Source organism: Allobosea lathyri (genome assembly GCF_900108245.1).
GTDB classification, from domain to species: domain Bacteria; phylum Pseudomonadota; class Alphaproteobacteria; order Rhizobiales; family Beijerinckiaceae; genus Allobosea; species Allobosea lathyri.
In genome coordinates this window covers 283632-299152 of sequence record NZ_FNUY01000003.1, presented here as the reverse complement: position 1 = coordinate 299152, position 15521 = coordinate 283632, and the positions used below count along the sequence as shown (strand labels likewise).

Sequence of the window (15521 nt, the reverse complement as noted above, 5' to 3'; positions counted from 1 at the left end):
ATGGAGGCGGCAAGGGTTGCGCCGCAGATGATCCGGTCTAGCGCAGCCGCGTCAAAACCGGAAAGCGCTTTTCGGTGAGTTGATGCAGAAGCAACGACGTCCCACCTCGCAGGCGAGCAGGTTAATTCAGCCATTCGATCGTCATCAAAGGTTGTGTTGAGACGACGCAGAACGCAAAGTTCCCCAACGCAATCCCCCGCATCGAATCGCAAGGCAGGCCGTGGCCGGAACCGTCGATCCTTCCGTCTACAAGGACGCTGTCGTCGTGCTCGCGACGGCCGGCGTCATCGTGCCTTTTGCCAAGAGCCTCAAGGTCAATTCGATCGTCGCCTTCATGGCCTGCGGCGCCCTGCTGGGACCTTACGGCCTGGGTGGGCTGGTCTCGTCCATTCCCCTGCTGAGCACCATCACGGTCTCGAATGCGGAAGCCCTGGCGGGTCCGGCCGAGCTCGGCGTCGCCTTCCTTCTCTTCGTGATCGGGCTGGAACTGTCGTTCGAGCGTCTGATGACGATGCGCCGCCTCGTCTTCGGGCTGGGGCTCGGTCAGGTCGCGCTTTCGGCCGCTGCCATCGGTGCTGTCGCCTATGCGCTGGGCCAGCCGGCGCCAGCCGCGCTGATCATCGGCTTTGGCCTGGCGCTCTCCTCCACCGCCATGGTGGTGGAGCTGCTCTCGGCCAAGAAGCGCATGATGTCCTCGGCCGGCCGCGCCAGTTTTGCGATCCTGCTCTGCCAGGACATTGCGGTGATCCCGCTGCTGTTCCTCGTCAGCGTGCTCGGCGCGCAGAATGGCGGCGGCTCGCTGCTCGCCGGCCTCGCCCAGGCGCTCGTGCAGGCTTTCGGCGCCATCGCCGCCATCGTCGTGATCGGACGGCTGGCGCTGAGACCGCTGTTTCGGCTCGTCGCCTCGACCGATTCCTCCGAGAGTTTCATGGCCGCGACGCTGCTGACCGCGCTCGGTACCGGGTTGATCGCCGCCACTGCCGGCCTGTCGATGGGGCTCGGCGCGTTCATCGCCGGCCTGCTGCTGGCCGAGACGGAGTATCGCCGCGCCATCGAAGTCACGATCGAGCCGTTCAAATCGCTGCTGATCGGCGTCTTCTTCCTCACCGTCGGCATGAGCGTGAACCCCGCACAGCTGGCAGCACACCCCTTCACCATTTTCGGCATTGCCATCGGGCTCTTTGCGGCGAAGTCGCTGCTGGTCTTCGGCCTCGCCCGCAAGTTCAGGCTGACGAAGGCAACAGCGCTGGAGACCGCGATCATGGTCGGCCCGAGCGGCGAGTTCGCGTTCGTCCTGCTAAACGGCGCCGTCGCGGCCAAGCTGCTGGCACAGGAACCGGCGAGCCTCGTACTGGCCGGCGTCTCGCTGACCATGATCGCGCTGCCACTGCTGGCGCGCATCGCGCGTACTTTGGCGATGAAGCTGGCGCCCACGGTCAATTTGCCCGACGAGGCGAAGGTTCTGCCGCCCGACGATCACTCCGCCCGCGCCATCGTCGTCGGCGGCGGCCGGGTCGGCCGGCTTGTCGCCTCGATGCTGGAGGAGCACGGCAAGCCTCACATCCTGATCGATTCCGACCCGGCTTTGATCGCAGCGCAGCGCCGCGCGGGACGGCCGGCATTCTACGGCGACGCCACTCAGCCCGACTTCCTGCGCCTGTGCGGTCTTGAAGAGGCGACGGCCCTGATCGTGACCATCGACAACCCGCGCGCCGTCGAACAGGCGGTGCGCGCCGCCCGCGCACTCAAGCCGGACCTCGTCATCGTCGCCCGCGCCCGCGACGCAGCCCATGCCCGCCATCTCTACGAGCTCGGCGTCAACGACGCGGTTCCCGAGACGATCGAGGCCAGCCTTCAGCTCTCGGAAGCAGCGCTTGTCGGGCTTGGCGTGCCGATGGGGCTCGTCATCGCCTCGGTCCATGAGCGGCGCGACGGCTTCCGCGCGCAGCTCAAGCCGGCTGGCGTCCCCTTGCGAACCCTTCCGCGACACGCGCGCTCGCGAAGGCTGTGACGCTGGGCGCCGGAGCCAGCGCCGCTCCGCCGCGCGGAATGTGTCCGGCCTGCTGCGCGACCTGCCTGATATGGCCGTAGAACTGCGCCGCGCTGCGCTGCCAGCTATAGCCAGCGGCGAGTTCGAGGCAGGCTTCGCGCGGAATGCGCAGCGCAGCCAGCGCCGCGCCCCGCAGATCGCTGTCCAGCACGGCGGCTCCGCTACCGGCAAAGACATCGCTCGGCCCCTGCACCGGGAATGCTGCAACCGGCAGGCCGCTGGCAGCCGCCTCCAGCAGCACGATGCCGAATGTGTCGGTCAGGCTCGGAAAGACGAAGACATCGGAGGAGGCGTAGATCGCCGCCAGATCCTCGCCCTCACGGGTGCCGAGGAAGGTGACATCGGGATAGGTGCGCTGCAGATCGGCCCGCGCCGGCCCGTCGCCGACCACGACCTTGCTGCCGGGCAGGCGCAGAGACAGGAAGGCATCGAGGTTCTTCTCGACCGCGACCCGCCCGACGCTGAGGAAGATCGGCCGCGGCAGATCCAGCACGCTCTCCGGACGCGGATGGAACTGACCGAGATCGACGCCGCGCCCCCAGCGCACGATGTTCTGGAAGCCGTGCAGCCGTAGTTCCGTCTCGACCGACGCGGTCGAAACCATCACGGCGGCGGCGGGCCCATGGAAACGGCGCAGGAAGCGATAGCTCCAGCTTTCGGGAATCGGCCAGCGCGCCGCGACATATTGCGGAAAGCGGGTGTGATAGCTCGTGGTGAAGGGACGCTTCTGGGCCAGGCAGACTGCCCGCGTCAGCCAGCCGATCGGCCCTTCGGTCGCGATATGGATATGGTCGGGCCCGAATTCAGCGATCCGCCGTGCCAGCGCGCGCCGCGTCGCCAGCGCGATGCGGATATCGGGGTAGCTCGGCAGGCCGATCTGCCGGAACCCTTCCGGCGTCAGCATCTTCGTGGTGACGCCGAAATCGGGCCCCGCCTCGGCCATCCGCTCCAGCGAACGGACCACGCCATTGATCTGCGGACGCCAGGCATCCGTCGCGATCATGACGCGCATCATGCGGCCTCGACCAGTGCGGGCGCCGAAGCCGGATGCGCCGGAACGATCACCGCCGGCGCCTGCCCCTTCGCCCGGCCCTGCGGCCAGCGGATCAGCTCGAAGCGCCCGTCATGATGCTCGATGAAGGCCGTGCAGCTTTCGACCCAGTCGCCGGTATTGATATAGGTCAGCCCGTCGATCTGGCGGAAGGCGGCATGATGGATATGCCCGCAGACGACGCCGTCGGCATGATGCCGGCGCGCCTCGGCCGCCAGGCAGGTCTCGAACTCGCCGATATAGTTGACCGCGTTCTTGACCTTGTTCTTCGCCCAGGCCGACAGCGACCAGTGCGGCAGATCGAGCCACTTGCGCACCTTGTTGACGACGGCGTTGGAGGCGAGCGCGATCGTGTAGGCCCAGTCTCCCAGCAGCGCGAGCCATTTGGCGTTGCGCACGACGAGGTCGAACAGGTCGCCATGGATCACCAGCAGGCGCTTGCCGTCGGCGGTTTCGTGGATGACCTCGTCGACCAGCGTGATGCCGCCGAATTGCAGCCCGGTGAAATCGCGCAGGAAATCGTCGTGGTTGCCGGTCACATAGATCAGCTTCGAGCCCTTGCGCACCTTGCGCAGCAGCTTCTGGATGACGTCGTTATGCGACTGCGGAAAATACCAGCCGCTTTTCAGCCGCCAGCCATCGATGATGTCGCCGACCAGATAGATCTGCGGCGCGTCATAGGCGCGCAAGAATTCAAGCACCAGGTCGGCCTGCGCCCCTCGTGTTCCCAGATGTAGATCCGAGATGAAGATGCTGCGAACCTGCTTCGCGTCGTCCTCGTCGCCCATGCTCGCCGGCCCGTCTCGTTGCGATGCTTCCGGCGTGTGTCTGATTTGCATTGCGCTTTGATGACGGAACCAGCGATCCGTGCTCTGGCTGGGGCTTGAGGCAGCACGTCTTCGGAGAAACATCATGGATCTTGGAATTTCCGGCCGCACGGCCATTGTCTGCGCCTCCAGCAAGGGACTTGGCCGCGGCTGCGCCCAGGCTCTGGCCGAGGCCGGCTGCATCGTCGTCATCAACGGCCGCGATGCGGCCACGCTCGAGGCCACCGCGAGCGAGATTCGTGCCAGCACCGGCGCGACCATCATCGCCGTGGTCGCCGACGTCTCGACAGCGGCCGGCCAGGACGCGCTGCTCGCCGCCGCGCCCGAACCCGACATCCTCGTCAACAACAATGGCGGGCCGCCGCCCAAGCCCTTCCGCGACGTCTCGCGCGAGGCGCTTCTCGAAGGTGTCGCCCAGAACATGGCGACGCCGCTGGAACTGGTTCAGCGCGTCGTCGACGGCATGATCGCCCGGCGCTTCGGGCGCATCGTCAACATCACCTCCGCGAGCGTGCTGACCCCGCTGACCGGGCTCGACGTGTCCTCGGCGGCGCGCGCCGGCCTGACAGCGTTTTTGTCCGGCGTGGCGCGCGAGGTCGCCCATGCCAACGTCACCATCAACAACATCCTGCCCGGCATGTTCGATACCGACAGGCTCAAGGGCGGCCTGACCAAGATGGCCGCGATCAAGGGCGTCAGCACGCAGGAGATCGCCAAGGCGCGCATGGCCGACGTTCCCGCCGGCCGTTTCGGCACGGCAGAGGAGTTCGGCAAGGCCTGCGCCTTCCTGGCGAGCGCCCATGCCGGCTACATCACCGGCCAGAACCTGCTGATCGACGGCGGCGGCTTCAGGGCGAATTTCTAAGAACGCACGTCTGCACCGCCGCATCGGCCGTCATCCCGCGCACCGCCTATCAGGGTTGCAGAGTTGACGCTTTGAGGCTCAGCCTGGGCGTGTTCTAAGGAGGGCAGTCTTCTACAAGACTGCCCTCTCCTCCCGCTGCGCCAGTCCGTTGTCTCCTCTTCTCGGCATTAGCCTCAAGCTCATCTCGGCGCTGGCCTTCACGCTGATGTCCGCCGGCATCAAATCGATGGCAGCGCGCTATCCGACGGGCGAGCTCGTCTTCGTACGGTCCTTCTTCGCCCTGATCCCCCTGCTGATCTGGCTGGCATGGCGCTCGGAGCTTCCCGCTGCACTGAAGACGAACAATCTGCGCGGACATCTCAAGCGCGGCATCATCGGCTCGACCGGCATGTTCTGCGGTTTTGCCGCCTTGCAGTTCCTGCCCCTCTCGGATGCGGTGGCGCTCGGCTATGCTGCGCCGCTGGCCGTCGTCGTGCTTGCAGCGCTGGTCCTCAAGGAGCGGGTCCGCATCTACCGCTGGAGCGCGGTGACGATCGGCTTCGTCGGTGTCCTGATCATGCTGTCGCCCCATCTCGGCGCCGGCGCGCTGAGCCAGGGCCTCCAGGCCGGCCCCGCGCTTGGCGCGGCGCTGGGGCTGGCCGGCGCCTGCTGCTCGGCTTTCGCTTCGATCGAGATCCGCCTTCTCACCCATACGGAGAAGACCGGCGCGATCGTGTTCTATTTCATGCTGCTCACGAGCCTGCTCGGTCTCGCCACCATCTTCCTGGGCTGGCGCATGCCCGACCTTCAGGACGCTGCGATGATGGTGGCGATCGGCATTCTCGGCGGCCTCGGGCAGATTCTGATCGTCCAGGCCTATCGCTTCGGCGACGCCTCGCTGATCGCACCATTCGAATACTCGACGATGCTCTGGGCGGTGGCGCTGGGCTGGTTCATGTTCGGCGACTGGCCGGCCAACACCATCCTGATCGGCGCGACAATCGTCATCGCGTCAGGGATTTACGTGATCCTGCGCGAGCAGCAATTGGGCCTGATCAAGCGCGAGCAACGCGAGGTCGGCCCCAGCCGCTCGACCTGACAGCGCCGGCAATTCCGGAGCCTTTGCCCGCGAAAGACTTGCCCGACGCGGCCGGAACGGGCATTGTCCGCTTAGTCAAACGATCGTTCGCTTCCGCAAACGATCCAGTCGCTGAGGCAGGCCGCACCGAATGGGTATCGAGACGAAAGAGCGTGGCGGACGCGAGTTCGAATCCGGGGCTCAGATCATCTCGGGCCAGCTCGGCAAGACGATTCAGCGCCTGCGCAAGGCCTATAACTTCTCCCTTTCCGAACTCGCCGAACAGTCGGGCGTCGCGAAGTCGATCATCAGCCAGATCGAGCGCAACGAGACGAACCCGACGCTGGCGACGATCTGGCGGCTCTCCCAGGCCCTCGACATCTCCATCGAGCGCGTGCTGTCCAGCGGCGAGGAAGAGCCCTTCATCGAGAAGACCGCCAAGGCAGACACGCCAATCCTGGTCTCCGAGGACGGCAAGCTCCGCCTCGCCATCGTCGGCTGGATCAAGACGGTCGAATGGCTGCAATGGTACGATGTGCAGGCCGAGCCCGGCGGCGAGCTCGATTCCGAAGGCCACCAGCGTGGCTCGATCGAGTCCCTCTCCGTCACCTCGGGCGAATTCGAGGTCGAGGTTGGCGACATCATCCAGCGCGCCAAGGCCGGCGAAACCTTGCGCTACCGCTGCGACCGCCGCCATGTCGTGCGCTGCGTCGGAAGCGAGCCGGGCACCGCTATGATGATCTGCATCCTCAAGGCGGCGGTGATGGAGTAGCCGCTCAGCCCTCGGGCTTTTGCGGCCTCGGCGGTCCCTGCACCGCCGGCAGTGACTTCAGATATTCGGCCATAGCCATCCGATCGGCCTCAGGCAGCTGCGCGATATTGCGCACCACGGCCGCCATCGAACCGCCGACACTGTCGAAATTGGGCGTAAAGCCGGTCTTCAGCAATTCGGCGATTTCGTCCTTCGACCATTTGCCGAGCCCGCTTTCGGCCTGCGTGATGTTGGGCACCCAGCCTTTGCCCTCCGGATCCGGCCCTCCGGCAAAGCGGGTCGCCTGCACGATGGCGCCAAGCGCGTTGCGGCTCGAATGGCACTCCGCGCAATGGCCCGGCCCCTGAACGAGATAGGCGCCGCGATTCCATTCGTCGCTTTTGGTGGGATCGGGCCTGAAGGGCTCGCCGTTGAAGAACAGCAGCTTCCACCCGCCGACGACGCGGCGAATATTGAAGGGAAAGCGCAGATCATGCCCCGGCGCCCGCCCCTCGACGGGTTGCAGCGTCCGGATATAGGCGAAGAGATCGGCCAGCGCCTTGGGCGGCATCAGCCTGTAGGAGGTATAGGGAAACGCGGGATAATAATGCTGGCCCGCCGGCGAAACGCCGCTGGCCATCGCGTCGACGAAATCCTTCACGCCCCAATTGCCGATGCCATCGCGGGTATGGGGCGAGATGTTGGGCGCATGGAAGGTGCCAAAGGGAGAGCCGAGCGCCAGCCCGCCGCCGAGCCTGAGCTTGTCGTCCTGGCCCGGCGTCGCATGGCAGGAGGTGCACCCGCCGGCCGCGAAGAGCAGCCTGCCATTGTCGAGGTCGGGCGCCGGCAGCGCGCCGATCTCCGGCGATGGCGACACCACGCGTGGATCAGTCAGCGCGACGAAGCCGCCCAGGCCCAGCAAAGCGAAGACGACCAGCGTTATCAGCAGACGGCGCATCCGAAGAAACCTCAGCTCGACCGGGTCGGCAACGAATGGAATTCGCGAGAATCCCATTCGTCCAATGCGAAAGAGCGTACAGATCTTTCAGCGCAGACCGAACCCTCCCGCGATCATAAATCGCGCCCGATCTCATTTCTTGATGCGATAGGCCTCATGGCAGGTGCCGCAATTCTTCGTCGCGGCGCCGAAGCTGGTGCGGAAACCCGCCAGATCGGTCACTGCGGCGCCTGCGGTCGCATCGGTCTCGAACTTGACGAACGCAGCCTTGAAGCCGGCCTGATCCTCCCAGATCTTCGGCGAAGCTGTCGTTTCGCCACCGGTCTTGGCGTCGTCAGGGTAGAGCGTCGGCATTTTCTTGGCCGCATCGGCATAGGTCTTGAAGATCGCCTGTACCTTGGCTGCGTCGAAAGGCGTCTCGCCCTTGGCGATTGCCGCGCCGTCGCGGGTGGCAGCGCCGACACCCTTCATCGTATCGCGCCGTTCGCCGATCGAATTGGAGTTCGCGAAGACGGCGGTCAGGCCGAGGCCAAGCCCGGCGATGACGAGAGCGGTGCGGATCATGTTATTCCCCATGGAGCAGGGTGTCCCGAACGGGCCCCTTTAGAACTCCTCCAGATCACAACAGGATCGCGCCGCCGCCAACCCATGCTCACATAATTGGCATTTGCATTAATGCAAATACGATCTTGCGTCAGACAGGGTAACCCGCTTCCTTCAGCGCCTTGAAGACCTTGACCGGCGTCGCCGGCATGTCGATCGCCTTGATGCCGGCGGCGCGATCCAGCGCATCGACCATGGCGTTCATCACCGCCGGGCAGGCTCCGATCGCGCCCGCCTCGCCTGCGCCCTTCACGCCGATGGCGTTGGTGACGCAGCGGACGTTGCGGGTCTCGAAATGGAAGTTCGGGATGTCGATCGCGCGCGGCAGGGCATAGTCCATGAAGGTGGCGGTCAGCATCTGCCCCTCCGGGTCGAAGCGGATCTCCTCCATCAGCGCCTGGCCAATGCCCTGCCCTGCGCCGCCATGGACCTGCCCCTGCAGCATGATCGGGTTCAGCGTCACACCGAAATCGTCGACCACGACATAGTTCAGGATCTCGGTCGCTCCCGTCGCGGGATCGACTTCGAGCTCGCAGACATGGGTCCCGTTCGGATAGGTCGCTTCCGGCGGTTGCCAGCTCTGATGGACCTTGAGCATGGCAGGCGTCGCGCCTGGCAGCGCCGCGATGGCGGCCAGGTCAAGCGACTTGTCCGTGCCGACAATGCGCACCGCGCCATCGACGATCTCGAGATCGCCGACGCCGGCTTCGAGTTTCTCCGAAGCGAGCTGCTTGAGGTTGTCGCTCAGGATTTCGGTGGCCTTGTTGAGCGCCGCCCCGCCGACGGGAATCGAGCGCGAGCCACCGGTGCCGGAGCCGGTCTCGACCTTGTCGGTATCGCCCTGGATGACACGGATGCGGTCCATTGGAATATCGAGATGCTGCGAGACGAGCTGCGAATAGGCGGTTTCATGGCCCTGCCCGTTCGACTGCGTGCCGATGAGGACGGTCACCATGCCGTCCTTCTCCAGAATCACCGTCGAGGCTTCCGGGCCGCCGCCGCCGCAGGCCTCGATATAGCAGGCAAGGCCGAGCCCGCGGATCTTGCCGGCCTTGGTCGAGGTCTTCAGGCGCGTCTTGAAGCCCTTCCAGTCCGCCACCTCCATGGCGCGGCGCATATGGCCTTCGAACTCGCCGGAATCATAGACCGGACCGGTCTGCGTCTTGTGCGGCATCTCGGTCGGCTTGACGAAGTTCAGCGCGCGGACGGCATCGGGCGTCTTGCCGGTCTCGCGCGCGATCGCATCGACCAGCCGCTCGATCAGATAGGCAGCCTCGGGGCGGCCCGCGCCACGATAGGCATCGACCGGCGTCGTGTTGGTCAACACGCCCCGGAACAGCACATGCACTGCCGGAATGCTGTAGCAGCCCGGCGTCATCGTCGTGCCGACCCAGGGGATGAAAGGCCCGTATTGCGAGAGATAGGCCCCCATCTCGGCAGCGAGATCGACCTTGAGGCCAATGAACTTGCCACGCTTGTCGAGCGCCATCGTCGCGGTGGCGAGATTGGCGCGGCCGTGGGTATCGGCCAGGAAATGCTCGGTACGGTCGGAGACCCAGCGCACCGGACGCTTCAGCTTCTCGGCCGCGACCATGGTCAGCGGATATTCGCGATACATGAAGATCTTGGTGCCAAAGCCGCCGCCGACATCAGGCGTGATGACGCGGATACGGGCGGGGTCGACCTTCAGGATATAGCTGGCGAGAATGTCGCGCGTGCCATGGCTGCCCTGGCTGCCGAGCGTCAGGGTCCAGCGCTTGCTGTCCTTGTCGTATTCAGCGATGCAGGCACGTGTCTCCATGTAGTTGGAGGCCAGACGATTATTGACGACCGTCACGGAGACCGTGCGGTCAGCCTTGGCGAAGGCGGCTTCCGTCTTGGCCTTGTCGCCCTGCTCGGCCTCGAAGGCGACATTCCCTGGCCGGTCGGGCCAGACCTGCGGCGCCCGGGGGTCGAGCGCCTCGGCGATCCCATTGATCGAAGGCAGCGTCTCCCAGGCGATATCGATCGCCTCGGCGGCATCGCGCGCCTGGTCGAGCGTCTCGGCGACGATGAAGGCGACGGCCTCGCCGACATGGCGCACGATGTCCCTCGGCAGCACCGGAACGGGCAGCGGCACGACCTGCTCGCCCGACAGCGTCTTGATCAGGCCCTTGCAGGGAATGTCGCCGAGATGGGCGACGTCCTCGCCGGTCAGGATCAGCTTCACGCCCTTCATCTTGCGGGCGGTGTCCTTGTCCCGGATCGTGAATTTGGCATGCGCATATTGCGACCGGAGCACGAAGGCATGCAGCGCGCCTTCGACCGCCGTATCGTCCGTGTAACGGCCAGCCCCTGTGGTCAGGCGGTGGTCCTCGACGCGCCGCACGGGCTGGCCGAATCCGAACTTCATGGGACGCATGGGCTGATATCCTCACATAAGTCGAATGAAAGAGTGGAGCAGGACCGCGCCTTCGTCAGCCCCGGCAAGCGGTGTGCCGGGATGCGTGCGGCGCAGACCTCGAAAATGCATTCGGGTCGTCTCAAAGCCGGTCAGTGCTCGACCGGCTCTCCCGACATGACCCAGTCCTTGAAGCCTCCGATATAGTGGCTGTCGATGTCCAGACCAGCGGACTGCGCAAATGCGAGCGCGCGCAGCGAGCGCACGCCGGCGGCGCAGGACAGCACGATACGCTTGCCCGGCTCGTTTGGCAGGTCGGCGGGGTCGAATTGCGAAAGCGGACGGGAGACTGAACCGGGAATGTGCCCGGCGGCGAATTCATGCGGCTCGCGCACATCGACGATCAGGATCGAGCCAGCATCCAGCCCGGCCTTGATGTCGTTGATATCGAGATCGTTCACGGTCAAGGCGACGGCTCCGCGCTCACTCCAGCAGCTTCACCAGATAGAGCGTGAGCACCGGAAATGCCACCACGATACCGAGCCGGATCACATCCGACAGCACGAAAGGCAGCACGCCCCGATAGATCCTGGTCACCGGGACATCGCGCGCCAGCGACGCCACGACGAAGACATTCAGGCCGATCGGCGGGCAGGTCATGCCTATTCCCACCACGATCAGCACGAGGATACCGAACCAGATCGCGATGTCGTCGACCGGCATGCCGAAATCGAGCGCGGTCACGATCGGGAAGAACACCGGCAGGGTCAGCAGGATCATGGCGAGTTCGTCCATGACGCCGCCAAGCACGATGTAGAAGGCCAGTAGCCCGATCAGCACGGTATACGGCGCCCAGCCTGAGGCCGCGATCATCTCGGCGGCCGCGGTCGGCACCTGCGTCAGCGCCAGGAATGCGTTGAACACCTCGGCACCGAGCAGAATGGCGAAGATCATCGCCGAGATTTCCGCCGTCTGCAGGATCGCCTGCCCGATCCCCTGAAGCCCGAGCGTCCGGCGGCCGACGCCGATCAGAAGCATGATGAAGGCCCCCACCGACGCGCCCTCCGTCGGCGTGAACACGCCGCCATAGATGCCGCCGACGACGATAAAGGCGACGGCCATCGCCGGAAGAATGCCCAGCAGAGGCCTGACCCGGTCAGGCCAGGCGATGCGCTTCTGCGCCGGCCCGAGAGCGGGGTTGAGCCGCGTCATGATCGCAATCGTGATGCAATACATCGCCGCTGCCATCAGGCCGGGAATCAGCGCCGCCTTGAACAGCTTGGCGATGTTCTGCTCGGTCGAGATTGCATAGACGACGAGAATGACCGAGGGCGGAATCAGGATGCCCAGGGTGCCGCCGACCGCGACAACGCCGCAGGAAAAGCCGGGGTCGTAACGATAGCGCCTGATCTCCGGCAAAGCCGCCCGCGCGAAGGTCGCGGTGGTCGCGACCGACGAGCCGCAGATTGCGCCAAAGCCGGTGCAGGCGCCGATCAGCGCCATGCCGAGCCCCCCGCGCCTGTGCCCGACGACTGCCGAGGCCGCCTTGAACAGATCGCCCGCCAGCCCGGAGCGCTCCGCAAACGCGCCCATCAGAACGAAGAGCGGGATCACCGAGAGCGTGTAATTGGCGAAGATCTGGTAGGGCGTGGTGCGGATATAGTTCAGGAACGGGTCGAGCCCGTTGAGCTGGATATAGCCGAGACTGCCGACGAGCATCATCGCGAGCCCGATCGGCAGCCGCAATGCCATCAGCGCGAGAAGGCCGGCAAAGCCGGTCACGGCCAGCGAAAAGCCGCTCACGCGGATGTCCTCACAAGGCGCGACGCGCTGACGAAAGCCGTCAGCGAAACCAGCCCCGCCAGCATTGCGCATAGCGCGATCGGGAGATAGCTCGGCAGCTGCAGCACCATGGTGTTCTCGCCGCTGGCGAAAGCGGCACGCGCGCCGACCCCGAGCCGCCAAGCGATCAGCGCCATGACCAGCGCATAGACGACGTCCCACATCGCATCGATGCGGCGCTGCCAGCTCTGCGGCAGCTTCAACGTGAAGGTATCGACGAAAATGTTGCCGCGTTTCAGCTGGCAATAGGGCAGGAAGCAGAAGGCCGCGATGGCGGTCGCCATCTGCACGAGCTCGAAATCACCGGGCACGCCGGCTGCTCCGACAAGGTCGCTACGCAGCGTCACGCTGACGACGACCATCGTCGCCAGCGCGATCAGCAGGGCGCCGCCGACAAGCGCGACGCACTGAACCGCCCGGTCGAAACCGGACGGCGCCTCCTTTGCCCCCAGCTCATCCATGCCTTGGCGCACCTTGGCTCAAGCCGCCTTTTCATGCTTGGCCAGCGCGGCCCGCGCTTTTGCCAACAGCTTGTCGCCGTCGAGGCCCTTGTCCTTGGCCGTCTTGAGCCAGCCTTCGATCACCGGCTCGGTCGTCTTGCGCCAGCGCGCGGCCTCGGCTTCATCGAGCATGGTGATCGTGTTGCCGCGCTTGCGGACCATCTCGGACACCACGACCGCCTGCTCGTCCCAGACCCGACCAGCCATGGCCGCAGCAGCAGCCCCGGAGTTCTTGTCGATGATCGCCTTCAGCTCCGGCGCGAGCGAATCGTATTTCGCCCGGTTCATGGCCAGCACGAAGGTCGCGACGTAGAAGGTCGGCGAGCCCGGAATCTCGGTGTGGAACTTCACCAGTTCCTGCACCTTGATCGAGGGCACGACCTCCCAGGGAATGACGCAGCCATCGATGACGCGCTGCGCCAGCGATTCCGGCACCTGCGGGATCGGCATGCCGATGGCATTGGCGCCAAGCGCCCGCAGCGCCTCCCCGGCCAGCCGCGTCGGGAAGCGCAATTTCAGACCCTTGAGGTCCTCCATCGTCTTCACCTGCTTGTTGGCGTGGATCAGCCCATGATCATGCGCCCAGAAGCAGATCGGCTTGACGTCCTTGAACTCGTCCTTGAGGTTCTCCTCGGCATAATCGGTCAGCGCGAGCGAGTTCACCAGCGCGCGCTTGTTGGCCACGAAGGGCAGTTCGAAAGCCTCGATGCCGGTAAAGCGGCCAGGCGTATTCCCTGGCAGCGTCCAGACCAGATCGGCGACGCCATCGCGCGCCTGGTCGAACAGCTGCGGCGGCGTGCCGCCAAGCTGCATCGACGGGAAAATGTCGATCTTGATGCGCCCGCTTGATTCGGCCGCGACCTTGTCGGCCCAGGGCTTCAGGAACTTGGCGTGGCCATTGGCGACCGGCGGCAGAAAGTGATGCATCTTCAGCGTCACCTCCTGCGCATTGGCGCGTGTGACGCGCAGGACGGCCGGCGCGGCAACCGCCGAGCCGGCCAATGTCAGGAATCGACGACGATCGAACTTCATGGCTCCCTCCCCGGGATATAGCGTCTGCGCGGCTTGAACGATCATTCCCCATGGGAACGCAACCGCCCTGCCACGTTCGGATGACAGCATGACTGGCAATGAGCGGTACGTGCAAGTATCGAGACCAAGTATCGATACCGAGTATCGCAACGCGCATGTCCCGCAACCACGACGTTGTCCTCGCAGTCGGACGAGATAGTTGCCGACGCAACTATCCACGTCAAGCCTCACCTCTCGGCAGGCGAGACCGCGCGCAACGTCTCTCCGCCGACGCCGGCCTACAGCCTTCGCAAAAGCCCAAAAATTTGGCTGCGTCCGGGGTCGGGCGCAGCCATCTTGAAATCCGTTGTAGGATCGGGCCGAAGCGTATCAGGCCTTCGGCGGAATACGCAGAACCCAGCCGGGCAGGATCAGATCGGGATTCTTCACCGGCGGCGTATTGGCCTTGACGATCTCGGTGTATTTGGCGCCCTGGCCCTTGCCGTAATGTGCCTCGGCGATCTTCCAGAGCGTATCGCCCTTTACGACCGTATAGAACACGGCAGCAGCCGCTTCCTTGTTGACGGCAAGATCGGACTCGACGGCGGCGACGCCGGCTGTGTTTCCAAGCGCGAGGATGATCTTCTCGGCTTCTTCGGTCGAAACCGCCTTGCCGGAGACCTTCACCTTGTCGCCATCGATCTGGATCGAGACGTCGGACGGCAGCCCATGGCCGGCAAGCTCTTTTTGCAGGTCATCGGCGGTCGCGGCCTTGGCCGGGCTCGTGCCGAAAATCTTGGCTCCGGCTTCCTTGATGAAACTGAACAAACCCATGGTGTTTCCTCCATCCGTCGGGAGGCCATGAAACCCGTTCAAGCCGACAACTTCAAGACAGCTTTCGCGCTTTGGTCCATATCGCCGCCATGAAGCGTCCGTTTGGTTGCATTCTCTGGCAAGGCTACGAGCCGGCAAGCTACTTCCCGGCAAGCTAGTTCCCGGCAAGAGAGCTTCAACCTGGCCGGCCCTTCCCCCTGGCGCCATGGACTGGCACAAGCGCCACGCAACATAACCGGAGTTTTCCCGATGCTGACGCTCGCCCAGGCCCAGACAATTCTCGCCACTGCCCTCGCACAGGCTGAAAAGCTCGGCTTGAAGCCGCTCGCCATTGCCGTACTCGATGCGCGTGGGGCCCAGAAGGTGTTTGCCGCGCAGGACGGCACCAGCCTGAAGCGGGGGGAGATCGCGCTCGGCAAGGCGCATGGCGCGGTCGCGCTCGGCCTGGGCTCGCGCGCCATTCACAAGATGGCGCTGGAGCGTCCCTATTTCGTCGAAGCCGCCACCCATGCAGTCGGCGGCTCGCTTGTGCCGGTGCCGGGCGGTGTTTTGATACGCAATGCCGAGGGCGCCCTTCTCGGCGCGGTTGGCGTGTCGGGAGACACCTCCGACAATGACGAGGCCGCTGCGGTCGCTGGCATCGTCGCGGCCGGACTCGCAGCCGATACCGGCGCCTGAACGGCGACCCGCAAACATTGGGTCGAAAAGACTTGCCAGACGCCGCGCGAGGCATCATGTCACGCGCGGCGACGTTCGGTTTGCCGGATTTTTGAACGTTTCAAAGGAAATGAG

The 15521-nt window shown here is 65.0% G+C and carries 15 protein-coding genes; 5 read left to right on the top strand and 10 right to left on the bottom strand.

The window, feature by feature from the left end:
• Positions 1–220: 220 nt before the first annotated feature.
• Positions 221–2011 carry a cation:proton antiporter domain-containing protein gene (locus C4S73_RS08930; RefSeq protein ID WP_103872130.1) on the top strand — a complete coding sequence of 597 codons (1791 nt, stop codon included), beginning with the start codon at positions 221–223 and terminating at the stop codon, positions 2009–2011.
• Here C4S73_RS08930 and C4S73_RS08925 read toward each other — a convergent pair.
• Together C4S73_RS08925 and C4S73_RS08920 are read right to left on the bottom strand one after the other, a co-directional pair.
• Positions 1950–3062, bottom strand: coding sequence for a glycosyltransferase family 4 protein (locus tag C4S73_RS08925; protein WP_103872433.1), 1113 nt, complete (start codon positions 3060–3062; stop codon positions 1950–1952). The two genes, C4S73_RS08930 and C4S73_RS08925, sit on opposite strands and share 62 nt — an antisense overlap.
• On the bottom strand, positions 3062–3889 hold the full coding sequence (locus C4S73_RS08920) for a UDP-2,3-diacylglucosamine diphosphatase (RefSeq protein WP_103872129.1): 828 nt from the start codon (positions 3887–3889) through the stop codon (positions 3062–3064). The genes C4S73_RS08925 and C4S73_RS08920 overlap by 1 nt, the downstream gene beginning before the upstream one ends.
• Before the next feature lie 124 nt (positions 3890–4013).
• On the opposite strand from C4S73_RS08920, the gene C4S73_RS08915 reads away from it, so the two are divergent.
• The 3 genes from C4S73_RS08915 to C4S73_RS08905 all read left to right on the top strand — a co-directional run bounded on the left by C4S73_RS08915 (position 4014) and on the right by C4S73_RS08905 (position 6622).
• The gene (locus tag C4S73_RS08915) at positions 4014–4793 is read left to right on the top strand and encodes an SDR family oxidoreductase (RefSeq protein ID WP_103872128.1); all 780 of its coding nucleotides are present in this window, start codon (positions 4014–4016) and stop codon (positions 4791–4793) included.
• 148 nt (positions 4794–4941) lie between these two features.
• On the top strand, positions 4942–5871 hold the full coding sequence (locus C4S73_RS08910; RefSeq protein ID WP_103872127.1) for a DMT family transporter: 930 nt from the start codon (positions 4942–4944) through the stop codon (positions 5869–5871).
• 130 nt (positions 5872–6001) lie between these two features.
• Complete coding sequence (locus C4S73_RS08905) at positions 6002–6622, top strand: helix-turn-helix domain-containing protein (RefSeq protein WP_103872126.1); 621 nt, start codon at positions 6002–6004, stop codon at positions 6620–6622.
• Positions 6623–6626: 4 nt separating this feature from the next.
• On the opposite strand, the gene C4S73_RS08900 is transcribed toward C4S73_RS08905, so the two are convergent.
• From C4S73_RS08900 to lysM, 8 genes are all read right to left on the bottom strand, one after another.
• Positions 6627–7559, bottom strand: coding sequence for a c-type cytochrome (locus C4S73_RS08900; protein WP_103872432.1), 933 nt, complete (start codon positions 7557–7559; stop codon positions 6627–6629).
• A gap of 132 nt (positions 7560–7691) precedes the next feature.
• A complete protein-coding gene (locus tag C4S73_RS08895) occupies positions 7692–8123 on the bottom strand; it encodes a c-type cytochrome (RefSeq protein WP_103872431.1) in 432 nt (143 codons plus the stop codon).
• 130 nt (positions 8124–8253) lie between these two features.
• Positions 8254–10563 (bottom strand): xanthine dehydrogenase family protein molybdopterin-binding subunit, encoded by a 2310-nt coding sequence (locus C4S73_RS08890; protein WP_103872125.1) that lies wholly within the window; start codon positions 10561–10563, stop codon positions 8254–8256.
• A 131-nt stretch (positions 10564–10694) separates the two neighbouring features.
• Positions 10695–11009, bottom strand: coding sequence for a rhodanese-like domain-containing protein (locus C4S73_RS08885; protein WP_103872124.1), 315 nt, complete (start codon positions 11007–11009; stop codon positions 10695–10697).
• A gap of 16 nt (positions 11010–11025) precedes the next feature.
• Positions 11026–12345 carry a TRAP transporter large permease gene (locus C4S73_RS08880; protein ID WP_244595514.1) on the bottom strand — a complete coding sequence of 440 codons (1320 nt, stop codon included), beginning with the start codon at positions 12343–12345 and terminating at the stop codon, positions 11026–11028.
• On the bottom strand, positions 12342–12845 hold the full coding sequence (locus tag C4S73_RS08875; RefSeq protein WP_103872123.1) for a TRAP transporter small permease: 504 nt from the start codon (positions 12843–12845) through the stop codon (positions 12342–12344). The genes C4S73_RS08880 and C4S73_RS08875 overlap by 4 nt, the downstream gene beginning before the upstream one ends.
• Positions 12846–12863: 18 nt before the next feature.
• Entirely contained in the window at positions 12864–13916 is a 1053-nt protein-coding gene (locus tag C4S73_RS08870) for a TRAP transporter substrate-binding protein (RefSeq protein WP_103872429.1), read from the bottom strand.
• A 369-nt stretch (positions 13917–14285) separates the two neighbouring features.
• The gene (gene lysM, locus C4S73_RS08865; protein ID WP_103872122.1) at positions 14286–14729 is read right to left on the bottom strand and encodes a peptidoglycan-binding protein LysM; all 444 of its coding nucleotides are present in this window, start codon (positions 14727–14729) and stop codon (positions 14286–14288) included.
• Between the two features lie 249 nt (positions 14730–14978).
• Between lysM and C4S73_RS08860 the strand changes: the two genes are divergently transcribed.
• Positions 14979–15407: a GlcG/HbpS family heme-binding protein gene (locus C4S73_RS08860; RefSeq protein ID WP_103872121.1), complete on the top strand. Its 429-nt coding sequence runs from the start codon at positions 14979–14981 to the stop codon at positions 15405–15407.
• The last annotated feature ends 114 nt before the right edge of the window (positions 15408–15521 follow it).